Source organism: Streptomyces sp. NPDC127197, from assembly GCF_042672405.1.
GTDB classification, from domain to species: Bacteria; Actinomycetota; Actinomycetes; order Streptomycetales; family Streptomycetaceae; genus Streptomyces; species Streptomyces flavusporus.
In genome coordinates this window covers 1-14,878 of record NZ_JBHXVG010000076.1, presented here as the reverse complement: position 1 = coordinate 14,878, position 14,878 = coordinate 1, and the positions used below count along the sequence as shown (strand labels likewise).

Below are 14,878 nucleotides of genomic sequence, written 5' to 3'. Positions count from 1 at the left end.
GATCACCAGCATGCCCGGCCTGGGCCTCGTCCTCGGCGCCGAGTTCCTGGCCGCCACCGGCGGCGACATGAGCGTCTTCGGCACTCCCGACCGCCTCGCCGGCTTCGGCGGTGTCGCTCCGGTCCCGCGTGACTCCGGCAAGATCAGTGGAAACCTACGACGCCCCCAGCGATACAACCGTCGCCTCCAGCGGGTCTTCTACACCTCCGCGCTGTTCAGCATCCGCAGGTGCGAGGAATCCCGTCGGTTTTACGATCGCAAGCGAGCTGAGGGCAAGCGCCACACCCAGGCCGTCCTCGCTCTCGCCCGCCGCCGCGTCAACGTCCTCTGGGCCCTCTTGCGCGATGGACGACCCTACGAGCTCACGCCGCCCGCTGCCCTCGCTGCTTGACAAACGGCATTAGGAATCGCTGCGACAGATCAACAGTCACTGTCCTGTGTCACCGAACCGTGAACGTGTGCCATCGAAGTTTGACCAGTCAGCCCCAGATCAGTGGAGGTTCGCGAAGAATGGCCGCAGCGAAGGGGCCTGTCATGGCACCACGCCGGCGCCCGCGCACGGGCGCCATGGAAGCCGGGTGACGACTCTGGGCACTCACCCGGAGAGCTCGGCCCGCCAGGGCCGTGGCCATTCCCCCGACGGCGGCGGATCTCCCGCGATGCCGAGGTCACGCCGCGCGCTCTCGTAGAAGGCATCACGTGCTGCACTCGCCAGCCGATGGGCCTTGGTCCACATCTCGGCCTCGACCGGCCCGTCCCGTACGAGCAGTTCGATGGTCCAGATCGTCTCGTGCCAGCGCCGCGCCGCCGCGATCGTCGCCGCGTCCCCGACGAGCAGGACGGACTCCCACTCTGTCGCACGGCGGGACTCCGCGTCGGCGAGCAGAGGCAGACCGTCGGCCGGCTGCAACGGATCGGCCACGTCCGCGAATCCGAGGGCGGCGCCGATGCGCTGGGCGACACGAAGCTGCGCCTTGAGGGCATTGGCGTAACGGCCGTACGTCTCGAAGCGCTTCTCGTCCCACCGCTCCTCCCGCTGCCGCTTCCACCGCCGACGCTCGGTCAAGCTCTGGACGGCGTACGAGCCGAGCGAACCGATCACAACGCCTATCAGAGCGGGCAGTTGATCCAGAAGCGCCACAGTCCCTCCCCGACCCGTTCCCGGATGCCGCATGCTCATCGCTCCACGGCCGGGAACCTCCTACCCACCTTCGCCATGGAGCACCTCTGCTCGGTGGGGCGCAGTGCACTGGATCGCTGACCTGGGCAATTCCAGCAGTCAAACTTCGGTGACACGAACTGCCCGGTGGGCAAACTTCGCTGACATTCCGTGAAGGTTCGATGGCACAGGACAACCAGTCACAGCACGTTCGGGTGATCTACGGGGCGGCGGCTTGAATCTATCGCACGTTTATTCGAATATCGGGGCATGGGTGCACTGGTGATGAGCGAGGGGACGGCGAGCGGCACCGGTGAGCGGGAGGCTTCGCCGCTCGGCGCCCTGCTGCCGGGCGGGCGTGTGCGGGCCGGGACGGCGGTTTCTGTTGGTGGAGATGTGCCGCTGCTGCTGGCGCTCGCCGCCGAGGCGTCCCGCGGCACGGCCGGGTGGGCGGCCGTGGGCCTGCCCGAGCTGGGGGCGCTGGCGGCCGGGGCGGCCGGTCTGGATCTGGCCAGTGGCATGCGCATCGACGATCCGGGCCGTGGGTGGGCTCAGGTCCTGGCCACCGTGCTCGAAGCCGTCCCCGTCGTCCTGGTCGGCGCGGTGGGTGCAGTGCCCGACCGTGTGGCCCGCCGCCTGGCGGCCGTGCTGCGCCGCAGCGGATCGGTGCTGCTGTCCGTCGACCGCTGGCAGGGCGCCGAGGTCCGGCTGCAGGTGGTGGCCGCGTCCTGGGACGGTGTCGGGCAGGGGTACGGCCTGCTGCGCGGACGGCGTGTGACGGTCGCGGCCACCGGCCGCGGCGCCGCGGCCTCGCCCCGCTACGCCGAGATGTGGTTGCCCGGCCCCGGCGGCGTCATCGCTCCGGTACAGCGCCGCGGCAGCATTCCGAGCCCTGCACTCGCCGTGGCCCCGGCCGAGGGACGGCCGGTCTTGCACGTGGTGGGGTGACCCGCCGTGGCCGGCAGAGCGGTCGTGGCGTGGGTTCCTGATCTTCCCGTTCTTGCCTGCGGCGGCACGGATGCCGAGCCCCTTGCCGTCGTCAACCGGGACGCGGTGGTGGCGTGCTCGGCCGCTGCGCGGGCCGCCGGGGTGCGGCGCCGGATGTGGCTGAAGGCGGCGCAGGCCCGCTGCCCGGGGCTGCGGGTCGTCGAGCGCGATCTGGCCGCCGAGACGCGCTTCTTCGAGCGCGTGGCAGGTCATCTGGAGGACACCGTGATGCCGCGTCTGGAGGTGATCCGGCCCGGCCTGCTCGCCGCGCCCGCGCGTGGCCCGGCCCGGTACTGGGGCGGCGAACCTCAGCTGCTCGACCACCTGGTGGCCGCGATCGCCGAGTTGCATCTTCCGGCCCGGGCGGGCATCGCCGACACGCTGTTCACCGCCGCGCTCGCCGCCCGCCGCGGCCACATCGTCCTGGTCGGCAACGATGCCGCGTGGCTCGCGCCCTATCCGGTCGGGGTGCTGGGTGTGCCCCGGCTGACGGCACTGCTGGAGCGTCTCGGGATCCGTACGGTCGGGGCGTACGCGCAGCTGCCCCCGGACAGGGTCCTGGCCCGGTTCGGCGCCGATGCCCTCGCCGCGCACCGCACCGCCCGCGGCGAGGAAGCCCGCCCGCTGTCGGTACGGGCCGGCCGCGACGAGCACGCGGTGGCGCACGCCTTCGAGCCGGCGGCAGAGCAGCTCGAGCCCGTGGCGTTCGTGGCCAAGGCGCTCGCTGAGCAGCTTCACGACCGCCTGGCGGCGGCCGGCGTCGTGTGCGCGCGGCTCGAAGTGGCCGTCCGCCTCGCCGGCGGCCGCACGATGACGCGGCTGTTTCGGCATGAGGGGCGGCTGTCCTCGCTCGCGGTCGCCGAGCGGGTGCGCGGCTTGCTGCAGGCGTGGACGGATGCCGGCGTGCTCGACGCCGGCGGCGAACGCGGGATCGTCCGGCTGGGGTTGCGGCCCGAAGAGCTCAGCGCGGAGGTGGGCCGCCAGAGCGCGCTGTTCGGTGAGCGGCACACCCCGGAGGAGATCGAGCGGGCCGCCGCCCGGGTCCAGGCCCTGCTCGGCCACCAGGCGGTGGTGCGCATGGAGGTCGGCGGCGGTCGGGCGCCGGCCGAGCGCGTCCGGCTGGTCCCGTTCGGCGACCTCGACCCCCGTCGCCCGGCCGACGGGCCGTGGCCGGGGCGCCTGCCCGCACCGCACCCCGCCGTCACCTTCCCGAGGTGGCTGCCCGCCCAGCTCACCGACGCCGAGGGCCGACCGGTTGAGGTCTCTGGCCGTAGTGCCCTGTCCGCCCCGCCGGCGCGCGTCGGAGTGGAGGGACATGGCGCGGCTGCGGTGGCGGGGTGGGCCGGGCCGTGGCCGGTGCTGGAGCAGTGGTGGGACCGTGAGCGCGCCCGCCGGATGGCCCGCATGCAGGTCACCACCGTCGGCGGGCGGGCCTGGCTGCTGGTGATCGAGCACGGCCGGTGGTGGGCGGAGGCCCACTATGGGTGAGGCACAGGTTCTCCGTTTTCCCACGGCCGACGCCGACGGCGCAGCCAACGGCGCCGGGCCGGGCTGGGCGGAGCTGCACGTGCACTCCGCGTTCAGTTTCCTTCAGGGCTGCGCGCAGCCGGACGAACTTGTCGCTGAGGCCGTCCGGTTGGGCATCACCGTCCTCGCGGTCACCGACCGGGATGGCCTGTACGCGGCGCGGCGCCTGGCGGAGGCGGCGAAGCCGGCCGGGATCGGCACCGTCTACGGCGCCGAACTCATCCTCAGCGATCCGGAGCTGGGCACCCCCGTGATCCTGGGCCGCACCCTGGAAGGCTTCCGCCTGCTGTCCGCGATGATCAGTGCCGCCCAGCTGGCCGGCGTCAAGGGCGCCCCCATCTACGACCTTCACGCACTCGCCCACGCGGCGGCCGCGGGGCAGTGGGCGGTGCTGCCCGGCTGCCCGCGCCCGGACGCCGACCGGCGGGACGTCGCCGTGGTGGCCCGCCGCCTGGAGCAGTTAGCCGAGGTCTTCGGCACCGGTAGCCTCTACGCCGAGCTGGTCGACCACCACCTGCCTGAGGACTCGGCCGCCAACGACACCCTGTTCGTCGCCGCGCGGCGGGTCGGCATCCCGGTCGTGGCGACCGGGGCCGTCCACTACGCCGCCCCGCGCCAGGCCCGTCTGGCCCAGGCGCTCGCCGCGCTGCGCCGCCGCGAACCCCTGCAGCAAGCTGCCGGACACCTGATGCCGGCCCCGACCGCGCACCTGCGTTCGCACGCGGAGATGGCCCAGTGGCTGGCCCGCTACCCCGGCGCGTTGGAGACCACCCTCGAGCTCGGCCGCGCCAGCGTCATCGACCTCGATGAACTCCGGCCCCAGCTGCCAGGCTTCCCCACCCCGGACGGATTCACAGAGGACTCGTGGCTGCGCTATCTCGCCGAGCGGGCCTGCACCGCCCGCTACGGCGACCGGGACGATGTGGACTCTGAGACGCGTGCGGCGTGGAAGCAGCTCGACCACGAGCTCGGCGTCATCAGTGAGTTGGGCATGGCCGGTTACTTCTTGATCGTTCACGACATCGTCCAGTTCGCGGTCGGCCACGGCATCTGGTGCCAGGGCCGCGGCTCCGCCGCCAGCAGCGTGGTCTGCTACATCCTCGGCATCACCGCCGTCGACGCCCTCAAGCACGGACTGCTCTTCGAGCGCTTCCTCTCCCTGGAGAAGGCGGGCCCGCCCGACATCGACCTCGACATCGAGGCCGGACGCCGCGAGGAAGTCATCCAGTACGTCTACACCCGCTACGGCCGCCGGCACGCCGCCCAGGTCGCCAACGTGATCACGTATCAGCCCAGGCTCGCCACGCACGACGCGGCCAGAGTCCTGAACTATCCCGCCGCGCAGATCCGGGAGATGGCCCGGCACATCCACCACACCCCGCCAGGCCCGGACGTCGACCTGCCTGCGGACGTACGCGAACTCGCCGCCCAGCTCCACACCCTGCCCCGGCACCTGGGCGTGCACTCCGGCGGCATGGTGCTGACCCGCCAGCCGATCGGCGAGATCATGCCCACCGAGTGGGCCACCGCCCAAGGCCGCTCGGTCCTGCAGGGCGACAAGGACGACGTCGCCGCCGCCGGACTCATCAAGATCGACCTGCTCGGGCTGGGCATGCTCTCCGCCCTGCACACCGCCTGCGACCTGATCCACGAACACTACGGCGTACGGCTCGACCTCGCGTCCATCCCCCAGGACGACCCGGACGTCTACCGCATGATCGCGCGCGGCGACACCATCGGCGTCTTCCAGGTCGAATCCCGCGCCCAGGTCTCGACCCTGCCGCAACTGCGGCCCGCCACCTTCGACGACCTGGCCGTCGCCGCCTCGATCATCCGCCCGGGCCCGATCCAGGCCGGCTCCAAGCACCCCTATCTGCGGCGCCGCCGGGGCGAGGAACCGGTCACCTACCCGCACCCGCTCGCCAAGCGCGCGCTGGAGAAGACCCTCGGGGTCCCGCTGTGGCAGGAGCAGGCGATGCAGCTGGCCATCGACTGCGCGGGTTTCACCCCCGGGGAGGCGGACCGGCTGCGCAAGGCGATGGCCGCCAAACACGCCCCGGAGAAGGTCGCCCAGCTCCGCGACCGCCTCCTGCAGGGCATGGCCGGCAACGGGATCCCGCCTGCGGCCGCCGAGCAGATCGTGTCCATGATCGAAGCGTTCTCCGACTACGGCTTCCCGCAGTCCCACGCCCAGTCCATGGCCGGGATCATCTACGCCAGCGCCTGGATCAAGCACCACTACCCGGCCGCCCTCATCGCGGGGATCATGGCCCATCTGCCCATGGGCTTCTACGACGTGCAGACCCTCATCCAGGACGCCAAACGCCGCGGGATTACTGTGCGCCCGGTCGACATCCAGACCTCTCACGTGCACGCCACGCTCGAACCCGACCCGGATGGCGGGCAGATGGCCATCCGCCGGGGCCTGACCAGTATCACCGGCCTGGGTACGGACGCGGCCCGCGCGATCGTCGCGGCCCGCACCGAGCAGCCGTTCACCGGCCTGGAGGACGTCGCCCGCCGCACCCAGCTGCCCGCCCGGCTCATGGAGCAACTCGCCACCGCCGGGGCGTTCGACGGCTTCGAAGGCCACCGCCGCACCGCCCTGTGGACGGCCGGCGCCTTCCCCCGCACCCACCAGCCCTACCTCCCCGGCCTGGGCGCTCTCGCCGCCGCCCCCGACCTGGAACCGATGACCGCAGCCGAGGAGACCGCCGCCGACCTCGCCGCCACCGGCGCCAGCACCACCACGCACCCGGTCCACCACGCCCGGCCGTATCTGGAGCGGCGGGGCGCGCTGACCGCGGCCGCCGTACGCGGCCTGGCCGACCAGACCCGCGTACGGCTCGGCGGACTCGCCAAGTACCTGCAGCGCCCGCCCACCGCCAACGGAGTGGCCTTCGGCGCACTGGAAGACGAGACCGGCATGGTCAACCTCATCTTCTCCCCACCAGTATGGGAACGCTGCCGCCGCACCCTGCTCGAAGGCCCCACCGTGCTGCTCGAAGGGCATGTAGAGCGGGCCTACGACGCGGTCAACGTCCTCGTACACCGCGCGGAGGCGGTCGCCGCGCCCACGCCGATGGCACCCCGCCGTTCTTGAGGCAATCGCCGTAGATGTTGCGCAGGCCGTCACAGCGTCCTGGAGTCCGCCCAGGTCATCACGGGCGTACGGCGTGGTCGGGCCGCTGACATTCCCGTTGCGGCCCCCTTTCTCCCATGCCCTGGCTGGAGTTGAGGATGAGGAAGGACGGGATGGGCGGCGCGGTCGCTGCCGGGGATCGGGGCGCGCTCGCCGGTGTCGCGCGGCGCCGCCGCGCTCTGGCGCCGCCAGGTCCCGGCGGCCTGGTCGACGCCGCGGTGCAGCTGCGGCGTGCGTCAGTCGTCCGTGGGCGGCCCTATGTGGAGTGACCACTGCCCGGTGAATTCGTCCAGGTCGATCCGCAGCGGCTCCAGCGCATTGGCCTCCTGGACGTCGGCCCGGATGATGCGGCCGGTCCCCAGATGTAGCGACACCCGTAGTTGATGGCGCTGAACGGAAAATCAATGCTCAGGCGGGCAGGCGGCAGCAACCGGTCGGCGAAGCCGACCGGTTGAGTCTGTGCTGTCACGCAGTGGTCGGGGCGAGGGTGACGGTGTGGCCGAGGTGTTCGAGTTGCCGGACGAGGTCGCGTGTCCTGCGCTGCGGGTTGAGGTGCTTGTGGTGCCAGTCTGGTCCGAGTTCGTGGTAGCGGGCCTGCGGATCGTTGATGAGGTGCCAGGCGATGACGAGGATCGAGCGGGCGACGGCGACCAGGGCCTTGGCGTGGCCCCGGCGTTTGACCAGGCGGCGGTAGCGGGCGCCGAGGAAGGTGTCGGTGCGTGCGGCCGCGCTGGCCGCTTCACCGAGGGCGCCCTTGAGCCATGGGTTTCCCTTGCCGGCCGGGCCTGTGGTGCTCTTGGCGCCCGACTGGATAGTGCGGGGACAGAGCTTCGCCCAGGACGCGAGATGATCCGGCGAGGGGAAAACGCTCATGTCCGGGCCGATCTCGGCCAGGAGCGCACGGGCTGCGACCGGTCCGACGCCGGGGATCTCGTCCAGCCGGATCAGCAGCTCACAGCCGAAGCGCGTGCCATCGGGGCCTGCCGATGTGTCGATCGGGACACCGCGTGGATCGGGCAGGGAGTCGATCGACGCAGCGATCTCCTGTTCCAGAGCGGCGATCTGCTTGCTCAAGTGATCAACCGTGGCGAGCAGGAGTTTCAGCAGCCGGGCGTGGTGGTCCTCGAACTGTCCCGTCATCGCCTCGATGAGCGCGTCGCGTTTGGCGGTCAGCTTGCCCTGAGCGAGGCTGGCAAGGGACCGCGGGTTGCGCTCACCGGCGATCAGCGCCTCCATCATCGCCCGGCCGGAGACACCGAGCGGATCGGTGGCCACGGACGAGAGCCTGATCTGCGCGTCCTGCAGGACCTTGTCGATGCGCTGCTTGTGACGGGTGCGTTCATGCACGAACACGGTACGAGTACGGGTGAAGTCCCTCAGCTGCCGGACCGGCTTGGGCGGTACGAAGGAAGGCCGGACCATGCCGCGTTCGGCGAGCTTGGCCAGCCAGACCGCATCCAGCTTGTCGGTCTTTGGCCGGCCCGGAACGTTCTTGACCTGGCGGGCGTTGACCAGCCAGCACCGAAGTCCACGGCCCTCAAGCAGGTAGAAGAACGGGCGCCAGTAGTTGCCGGTGGCCTCCATCACCACCAGCGTGACGCCTTGGCAGACCAGGTGGTCGCCGAGTTCGACGATCGCGTTGGTCGTCGCCGGAACCGTCCAGACCCGCTGAGCGCGCTTGCCCTCGCGCTGTTCGTGCGGGAGCCGCGTGCAGACGACTCCGCTGTTCTTGGCAATGTCAATCGCGGCAACCCGGGCTACCGCTTCCTCCTGTAGTTCTTCGCGCGACTCGTCCACCGTGGCTCCTGTGTCTTGGTGCTGGGCGGAGGCTGTCCGGGGAACCGGAGGGGAACGGAGAGGCTGATCGGCGTGCACGAGGCAACAGTTGGCGACCCCTGGCTGGCTCCCGCGTCAGACTCTTTCTCGGGCTCACCAGCCCAAACGCCATCGACGTGCGCAGACAGCCCCCGCATCCATGGTCAAGGCGCACACATCTCGATCGGCAGGGCGCCTGGAAGCACGGAACTCAAGGAGTCCGACACACACCGATTTTCACGCCGCCAGGCGTGACGGGAGTTACGGGAAGACTCTTTGAAAATCCCCACCCCCTGCTCAGAGCCTCGCCACACCTGCTCGCCCCGGTTCCCCACCGCAGCATGCCGACAGTGGCTCTCGTGGCGGCGTGCGGCCGGGCCCCATGTCCCAACTCCGGGTGGCCTTCGGCGCCAGTGAGAGCCCGCTTGAGGCGCTTTGGTGCCGAGTATGCCGCCCTGACGTGGTTATCGAGTCTGCGGGTTGACGGTCAGTGTGAGGCTGCCGGGAAGCGCGGTGAACGCGTTGCGCATGTCGGTGGCCAGGTCGCTGCGGGTGGGAGTGTCCGGCCGGTGCGTCCATCTGTCGAGCGCGCAGTGGAAGGCAGCAACCAGCAAGTCCAGGGCGAGTTGCGGTCGCAGGTCGTCGGGGGCGGGGAAGTGGAACCGACGGTGCAGGGTGCCAAGCGCCGTGCGGCTGGTCTCGTGGCAGAAGCGCAGGCCGTGCGCGTCCATGGACGGAGTCTTCTCGGCCAGCCGTCGGCTGAGCAGGACGCGGCGGTCCCAGCCTTCTTCGGTCATCCGCTCAAGCGCGGCGAACAGAGCCTGCTGAAGCATCTCCGCTAGCGGGTGGCCGTCGGGCTCGCGAGTTTCCAGTTCGTCGAGGAAGGCCCGCCACAAGTCCTGCGTCGGCGCCATGGCCACGTCTTCCTTGCTGGCGAAGTTGCGGAAGAACGTGCGCTTGGAGACGTCTACCGCGTCGCAGAGCGCGTCGAGGGTCACCCCACTGAAACCCCGCTTGGTGAACAGTTCCAGGGCAGTGTCGATCAGCGCCTGTCGCATGCGCAGCTTCTTGCGCTCGCGCAGCGGGAGCCGGCCGTTGTCGGTTGGCGGAAGCCCAGCAGTCATGGCCTGATCGTACCCGAGGGGCAAGCGCCACTTGCGCACTAACGCCACTGAGTGGCATAACTGTGGTTCTTGATCCTCTTCGAAGGGTGCACCCATGCGTGCTCTGCTCGTTGACCGCTCCGCTCCCACCGGACTGCGCCTCGGTCAGGTGCCAGATCCCGAACCGGCCCCCCACCAGGCCCTGATTCGGGTAACGGCGACCTCCCTCAACTACGGCGAAGTGCGGTTCAGCCTGCAAGAAGCGCCCAACGGCGCCGTCCTGGGCTGGGATGCGGCCGGTGTGGTGGAACAACCCGCCGCCGACGGATCCGGCCCGGCAGTCGGCGAGGCCGTCGTCACGCTCGGGATCGACGGCGCATGGGCTGAACTCCGCGCCGTGGACACCGACTGGATCGGCACGGTCCCGCCCGGAGCCGATCCGGGAGCCGCCAGCACGGTCCCCGTCGCAGGAACCAGCGCCCTGCGCGCTCTGCACCGCACTGGCCCGATCCTGGGCAGGCGCATCCTGGTCACCGGCGCCACGGGCGGAACCGGCCGGTATGCCGTGCGGCTCGCCCGCCTCGGTGGAGCGCACGTCATCGCGTCCACGGGCAACCCGGACAGGCATGGCGAGAGTCTGCGGGCAAACGGGGCGCACGAGGTGGTGGCCGGGCCACTTGAGGCCAAGGAGCCAGTGGACGGCGTCGTAGACCTGGTGGGCGGCCAGCAACTCGTCGACGCTTACAGCATGCTCGCTCAGGGAGGCACTCTGGTCGCGGTCGGGCACTCCGCGCACCAGGGCGAAACCTTCCCCTTCGGCGCCCTCTTCGGCGACCAGGGTCGGCACAACCGCTCGATCGTCGCGTTCTCCCTGCCGGCTTGCACGGGCCTCGCCCCTGACCTGACCTGGCTCGCCCACCGCGTCGCCGCCGGCGAACTCGACCCGCAGATCTCATGGCGCAGCTGCTGGGATGGGGCCGCCGACGCCATTGACGCCCTTCTTCAGCGCCGACTCCACGGCAAGGCGGTCCTGGAGATCTCCTGATACCGCATCGCAGACAGGCCCTACGGCGGTTGGATCCGGTTGATCGTTGACTGGGCAACCAAGTGGGGAAGAGAAGCGTTTCTGGGGATTTTCACGAATCCCCATCACAGTTGGCGGCCTATCCGGTTGGGCACCTCCATCCCCATAAGAACTCCTAATACTCCAGCCGTAGATCGTTATGTGCCCTGGTCTTGGGGCTGTCTGCCACTGGCGGAAACTCAGGTGGCCTCAGCGCACGATCTGGGTAGAGTCGGGCAATGCCCGAGCTGAAGCGGCTGCATGCCGGCCACGCCCCGGCGGTCCTGGCCTTCGAGCTGGCGAACCGCAGCTACTTCGCTGCCTCGATCTCCGACCGCGGCGACGACTTCTTCGACCAGTTCACCGACCGGTACAACGCCTCGCTGGCCGAGCAGGAGGCCGGCATCTGCGCCTTCTACGTGCTCGTCGCCGAGGACGGCTCGGTACTCGGCAGGTTCAACCTGTACGACTTGGAGGACGGCACGGCCAGACTCGGCTACCGGGTCGCGGAGCGGGTCGCCGGCCGCGGCGTGGCGACCGCGACCGTCCGGGAGCTGTGCCGGATGGCGACAGCGATGCACGGCCTGCGCACACTGCGGGCGGCCACCTCCCACGACAACGCCGCGTCCCAGAAAGTCTTGGCCAAGGCCGGGTTCGTCTCGGTTGGCCCTGCCACCCCGGCCGATCTCGGCGGCAAGTCAGGCACTTGGTACCAGCGCGACCTCCAGCCATAGAACTTGATCTTGCTCGTGGGTCGGCTGCGGGACGGCTGCGGCCACCGCTGATCATCGGTGTGTGAAGACTAACGATCTTGCGGTGGCCGCAGGTCACAGCGTAGACCCTGCTCGCTGGCAGGAAGCGTTCGAGGGCCTGATGAGCCGGATAGCCGGCCGGTTCGCCCGGGTCGAACCCCGGCGTCGGGTACGGGATCTGATGCTGGGGCTGCTGTCGGACCTGCCACGCAAAAACTGCTGGAGCATCGCCGAGTGGGCCGGAGAGGCCACCCCGGACGGCATGCAGCACCTGCTCGGCCGGGCCCGATGGGACGCCGACGCCGTGCGCGATGACGTGCGCGCGTACGTCCTGCAGCATCTGCACGACGAGGGTGCAGTGCTGGTGGTCGACGAGACCGGGGACGTGAAGAAGGGCACGCACACCGTCGGCGTCCAGCGCCAGTACACCGGCACCGCCGGGAGGATCGAAAACGCGCAAGTCGCTGTCTACCTCGTCTACGCGGGACTGCGCGGGCACGCGGCGGTGGACCGTGAGCTGTACATCCCGCACTCCTGGACGCGCGACCCAGATCGCTGCCGAGCCGCGGGCCTGGACGAGGACACCGTCTTCGCGACCAAGCCGGAGCTGGCCGCCCGCATGATCGGCCGATTTCTCGATGCCGGGCACCGCGCCGGCTGGGTCGCGGCAGACGAGGTCTACGGCGGCAACCCGAAGCTGCGCTCCGCGCTGGAAGAGCGCCAGGTCGGCTACGTGCTCGCCGTCGCCTGCTCACATGAAGCCACCACCGGCGCGGGGAAGTTCCGCGCGGATGCCCTGGCCGCGAAGGTGCCCAAGCGGGCCTGGCAGAAGCTGTCGGCCGGGGCCGGTGCCAAGGGCACCGCTTCTACGACTGGGCGGTCATCGATCTGGCCGAACCCCGCCCCGGCAGCCGCCAGCTGCTGATCCGCCGCAACCGCACCACCGGTGAACTCGCCTACTACCGCTGCTTCTCACTCGACCCGGCGCCCCTGAACACCCTGGTCCGCGTCGCTGGATCAAGGTGGCGGGTGGAGGAGACCTTCCAGTCCGGAAAGGGCCTGGCCGGACTCGACGAGCACCAAGTCCGCCGCTACACCTCCTGGTCCCGCTGGGTCACCCTGGCCATGCTCGCTCACGCCTTCCTCGCCGTTGTCCGCGCCGACGAACACGCCCGGCGCCCCGCACCTGACGGGCTTATCCCGCTCACCTGCAACGAGATCCAGCGACTGTTCATCACCTTGGTCGTCCGGCCCGTGCGCGAGGTAGCCCACCGGCTCGCCTGGTCCGCCTGGCGACGCCGCCACCAGGCCCGAGCCCAAGCCAGCCATTACCGACGACAAGCCGCGAATCAGACATGAAGATCACGATTTACGGCTGGAGTACTAGACAAGTCCCATCGTCCCAGGTCAGCGGCACTCCTCGCTCATTTGACCAAGCCTCGGGCACCCACACTCGCGATAGCGGGAGGCTAGGCCCTTTCCTCTGGATCACCTGCAGAGTCGCCCACCGGGGGTGGGATCACTCTTCGTAGGATGACGGCGTGAGAAGCCACCGATGGGTAGTTGCGATCGGCATGATCGGGTTCAGCGCGTTCTTCTGGTCCCTTGGCGGCGCCGTCGACGTGGGGTTCGAGGAACACGCCCGTGGGCGCTACGGACTTCCTGATGAAGGCGATCGCTACACCTTTGCGCTGTGGGTCGGGGGTTTGGTCGCTGTGGGCGCCTTGCTTGGTCTCGCCGGCCGTCTCGCCGGCCCGAAGATCGCCTTGCTCCCCGCGTTCGGCCTCGGCTTCGGCGCGATCTCCGTGCTGGTCCTGGGCCAGCAGCCCAGGCATTGGGTCGCCGCCTGCGTCATGGCGCTTGCCGGGATCACGACAGCCCTGGCAGCGCATCTGTACGGCCGGGCGGGCCGACCGCACTGATCCGGAAGAAACGCTCTAGGTTGGTGCGTCTGCACCCAGCCGGGCGCGCCGCGTGCGATTCCGTCGGTGAGCGATGAGCGGCAGGGCAGATCCGATCAGTGCCAGAGCGGCGGCGGCGACCCAGTGCCGCGTCTGCTGGCCCATGAGCAGGCACGAGACGACACCGAACCAGGCGCCCGCGGCCGGGACCAGGGCCGCGTGCCGACCGGCGGTCGTATCGGTGAGGGAGGCCACGCTGAAGTAGGCGACGATGAATCCGGCAAACACGCCGAGTGTGTACCACCTGCCGCCGTCAGGGAGGGTGTAGCCCTTGAGGTTTCGCTCCAGTCCCAGGTCAACGGCCCCGGCGACTCCCCAGAAGAACGCGCTGGAAGCCACCACGCCGAGAGCGACGCGCCACGCCGTATTCGTCATGCCGGGATCGTATGAGCGACGAGTGGAGTTCGGCCAGGGCATTGTTCCGGCCCGCCGTGTACGCAGAGCCGTGACTGCGGCGTCGAGGGTGGCGGGCAGTTGCCGGGGCCGATGCGCTTCGTCACCTGGAAAGTGTCTCCGCCTGGTACGAGAACCAGAACCTCAGCGATCCTCATTCTAGCTGTTCAGAGGCACTTCCCGCTTCCCTGATCACGTGCCGGACAGACCGCTTCGTGAAAGCGCGAGGCTAGGCGATACAAGCCCTGAACGCCCCCACCAGGAAGAACATCAGTCGACGGACCGGCTTGTCATGCCGCCGATATGTGAGCCACGTTCTCGGCGCATATTGACGGACGGAAATTCGAAAAACGCCCGACCTGCCTCGGTCTCGGAATTCTAGCTACGTTCCCGACGAGTCAAAACCACCGGGCAGGCGGCACTCGGCCACGCGGCGGCGGCGAGCGCTGCCTGTACTGCGGCTACTTCACCCCGTACTCGCGCGAAGGCGGCAGCTCGCCGCACTGATAGGCGGCGCGTTGATCCGCCACCCATCGGCGGTTGACCAGGAGAGATACAAAAGCCCGGCTGGAGTGCTGGAAGCAGTCCTCTTTCCGGTCATGCAGTCGTTCTTGAGCGAACAGGGTCCTGGACCGGGTGAGTTGGCTGCTGTTGCGTATGAAGGAAGGCCGTCGACAGAGTCTTCATGCTCGGGTGAAGAGCCTGGCGATCTTCGTTCCATACGGAGGCGGCGTTGCCGTGCGTACATCGGCCAATGCACCACCCGCCGCCCGTATCGGCGCCGCGCGGGAGCACGTCCCCCGCACCTCACGCTGTTGGGCTGTCGGGTTGCCGTGTGGGGAGACGGATGGTGAACGCCGCTCCCTTGCGTGGCTCGCTGTCGGCGGTGACGGTTCCGCCGTGTGCCTCGACGAACTGGCGGACGATGGACAGGCCCAGTCCGCTGCCCCCGGTGTGCCTGCTGCGGGACTTCTCG

At 69.8% G+C, this 14,878-nt stretch carries 13 protein-coding genes and 1 pseudogene; 8 read left to right on the top strand and 6 right to left on the bottom strand.

From position 1 onward, the window contains the following. Window positions 1–391: transposase (locus tag ACFVJQ_RS44135; protein WP_385791539.1), on the top strand; the 391-nt coding region annotated here is incomplete at its 5' end. Between the two features lie 204 nt (window positions 392–595). Here ACFVJQ_RS44135 and ACFVJQ_RS44130 read toward each other — a convergent pair. Further along, the gene (locus ACFVJQ_RS44130; protein ID WP_385791537.1) at window positions 596–1,141 is read right to left on the bottom strand and encodes a hypothetical protein; all 546 of its coding nucleotides are present in this window, start codon (window positions 1,139–1,141) and stop codon (window positions 596–598) included. Window positions 1,142–1,429: 288 nt separating this feature from the next. Between ACFVJQ_RS44130 and ACFVJQ_RS44125 the strand changes: the two genes are divergently transcribed. From ACFVJQ_RS44125 to ACFVJQ_RS44115, 3 genes are read left to right on the top strand one after another with little or no spacing between them, the layout of a single operon-like run. Continuing rightward, window positions 1,430–2,107 (top strand): hypothetical protein, encoded by a 678-nt coding sequence (locus ACFVJQ_RS44125; protein ID WP_385791535.1) that lies wholly within the window; start codon window positions 1,430–1,432, stop codon window positions 2,105–2,107. 6 nt (window positions 2,108–2,113) lie between these two features. Beyond that, complete coding sequence (locus ACFVJQ_RS44120; RefSeq protein WP_385791533.1) at window positions 2,114–3,634, top strand: DNA polymerase Y family protein; 1,521 nt, start codon at window positions 2,114–2,116, stop codon at window positions 3,632–3,634. Next, a complete protein-coding gene (locus ACFVJQ_RS44115) occupies window positions 3,627–6,776 on the top strand; it encodes an error-prone DNA polymerase (RefSeq protein WP_385791531.1) in 3,150 nt (1,049 codons plus the stop codon). The genes ACFVJQ_RS44120 and ACFVJQ_RS44115 overlap by 8 nt, the downstream gene beginning before the upstream one ends. Before the next feature lie 275 nt (window positions 6,777–7,051). Here the strand turns inward: ACFVJQ_RS44115 and ACFVJQ_RS44110 are convergent, their stop codons facing one another. From ACFVJQ_RS44110 to ACFVJQ_RS44100, 3 genes are all read right to left on the bottom strand, one after another. Then, window positions 7,052–7,189: a hypothetical protein gene (locus ACFVJQ_RS44110; RefSeq protein WP_385791529.1), complete on the bottom strand. Its 138-nt coding sequence runs from the start codon at window positions 7,187–7,189 to the stop codon at window positions 7,052–7,054. A 91-nt stretch (window positions 7,190–7,280) separates the two neighbouring features. After that, complete coding sequence (locus ACFVJQ_RS44105) at window positions 7,281–8,612, bottom strand: IS110 family transposase (protein WP_385791527.1); 1,332 nt, start codon at window positions 8,610–8,612, stop codon at window positions 7,281–7,283. A gap of 482 nt (window positions 8,613–9,094) precedes the next feature. Next, window positions 9,095–9,754 carry a TetR/AcrR family transcriptional regulator gene (locus ACFVJQ_RS44100; protein ID WP_385517428.1) on the bottom strand — a complete coding sequence of 220 codons (660 nt, stop codon included), beginning with the start codon at window positions 9,752–9,754 and terminating at the stop codon, window positions 9,095–9,097. Between the two features lie 94 nt (window positions 9,755–9,848). Here ACFVJQ_RS44100 and ACFVJQ_RS44095 point away from each other — a divergent pair, with 94 nt between their 5' ends. From ACFVJQ_RS44095 to ACFVJQ_RS44080, 4 genes and pseudogenes are all read left to right on the top strand, one after another. Then, a complete protein-coding gene (locus tag ACFVJQ_RS44095) occupies window positions 9,849–10,778 on the top strand; it encodes a zinc-binding dehydrogenase (RefSeq protein ID WP_385517426.1) in 930 nt (309 codons plus the stop codon). A 257-nt stretch (window positions 10,779–11,035) separates the two neighbouring features. Next, window positions 11,036–11,530, top strand: coding sequence for a GNAT family N-acetyltransferase (locus ACFVJQ_RS44090; protein WP_385791525.1), 495 nt, complete (start codon window positions 11,036–11,038; stop codon window positions 11,528–11,530). A gap of 139 nt (window positions 11,531–11,669) precedes the next feature. Continuing rightward, a pseudogene (locus ACFVJQ_RS44085) lies at window positions 11,670–12,907 on the top strand (IS701 family transposase). A gap of 182 nt (window positions 12,908–13,089) precedes the next feature. Then, window positions 13,090–13,470, top strand: a complete 381-nt coding sequence (locus ACFVJQ_RS44080) for a hypothetical protein (RefSeq protein ID WP_385517422.1) — start codon at window positions 13,090–13,092, stop codon at window positions 13,468–13,470. 15 nt (window positions 13,471–13,485) lie between these two features. Here ACFVJQ_RS44080 and ACFVJQ_RS44075 read toward each other — a convergent pair whose 3' ends face one another. Together ACFVJQ_RS44075 and ACFVJQ_RS44070 are read right to left on the bottom strand one after the other, a co-directional pair. Beyond that, the gene (locus ACFVJQ_RS44075) at window positions 13,486–13,884 is read right to left on the bottom strand and encodes a hypothetical protein (RefSeq protein WP_385517421.1); all 399 of its coding nucleotides are present in this window, start codon (window positions 13,882–13,884) and stop codon (window positions 13,486–13,488) included. Window positions 13,885–14,709: 825 nt separating this feature from the next. Further along, a partial coding sequence (locus ACFVJQ_RS44070) for an ATP-binding protein (protein ID WP_385791541.1) occupies window positions 14,710–14,878 on the bottom strand: 169 nt, incomplete at its 5' end.

Bases quoted from the DNA above. Each gene is read 5' to 3' on its own strand.
- ACFVJQ_RS44125 (WP_385791535.1), top strand. From the start codon at position 1,430: ATGGGTGCACTGGTGATGAGCGAGGGGACGGCGAGCGGCACCGGTGAG.
- ACFVJQ_RS44115 (WP_385791531.1), top strand. From the start codon at position 3,627: ATGGGTGAGGCACAGGTTCTCCGTTTTCCCACGGCCGACGCCGACGGC.
- ACFVJQ_RS44100 (WP_385517428.1), bottom strand. From the start codon at position 9,754: ATGACTGCTGGGCTTCCGCCAACCGACAACGGCCGGCTCCCGCTGCGC.
- ACFVJQ_RS44095 (WP_385517426.1), top strand. From the start codon at position 9,849: ATGCGTGCTCTGCTCGTTGACCGCTCCGCTCCCACCGGACTGCGCCTC.
- ACFVJQ_RS44090 (WP_385791525.1), top strand. From the start codon at position 11,036: ATGCCCGAGCTGAAGCGGCTGCATGCCGGCCACGCCCCGGCGGTCCTG.
- ACFVJQ_RS44075 (WP_385517421.1), bottom strand. From the start codon at position 13,884: ATGACGAATACGGCGTGGCGCGTCGCTCTCGGCGTGGTGGCTTCCAGC.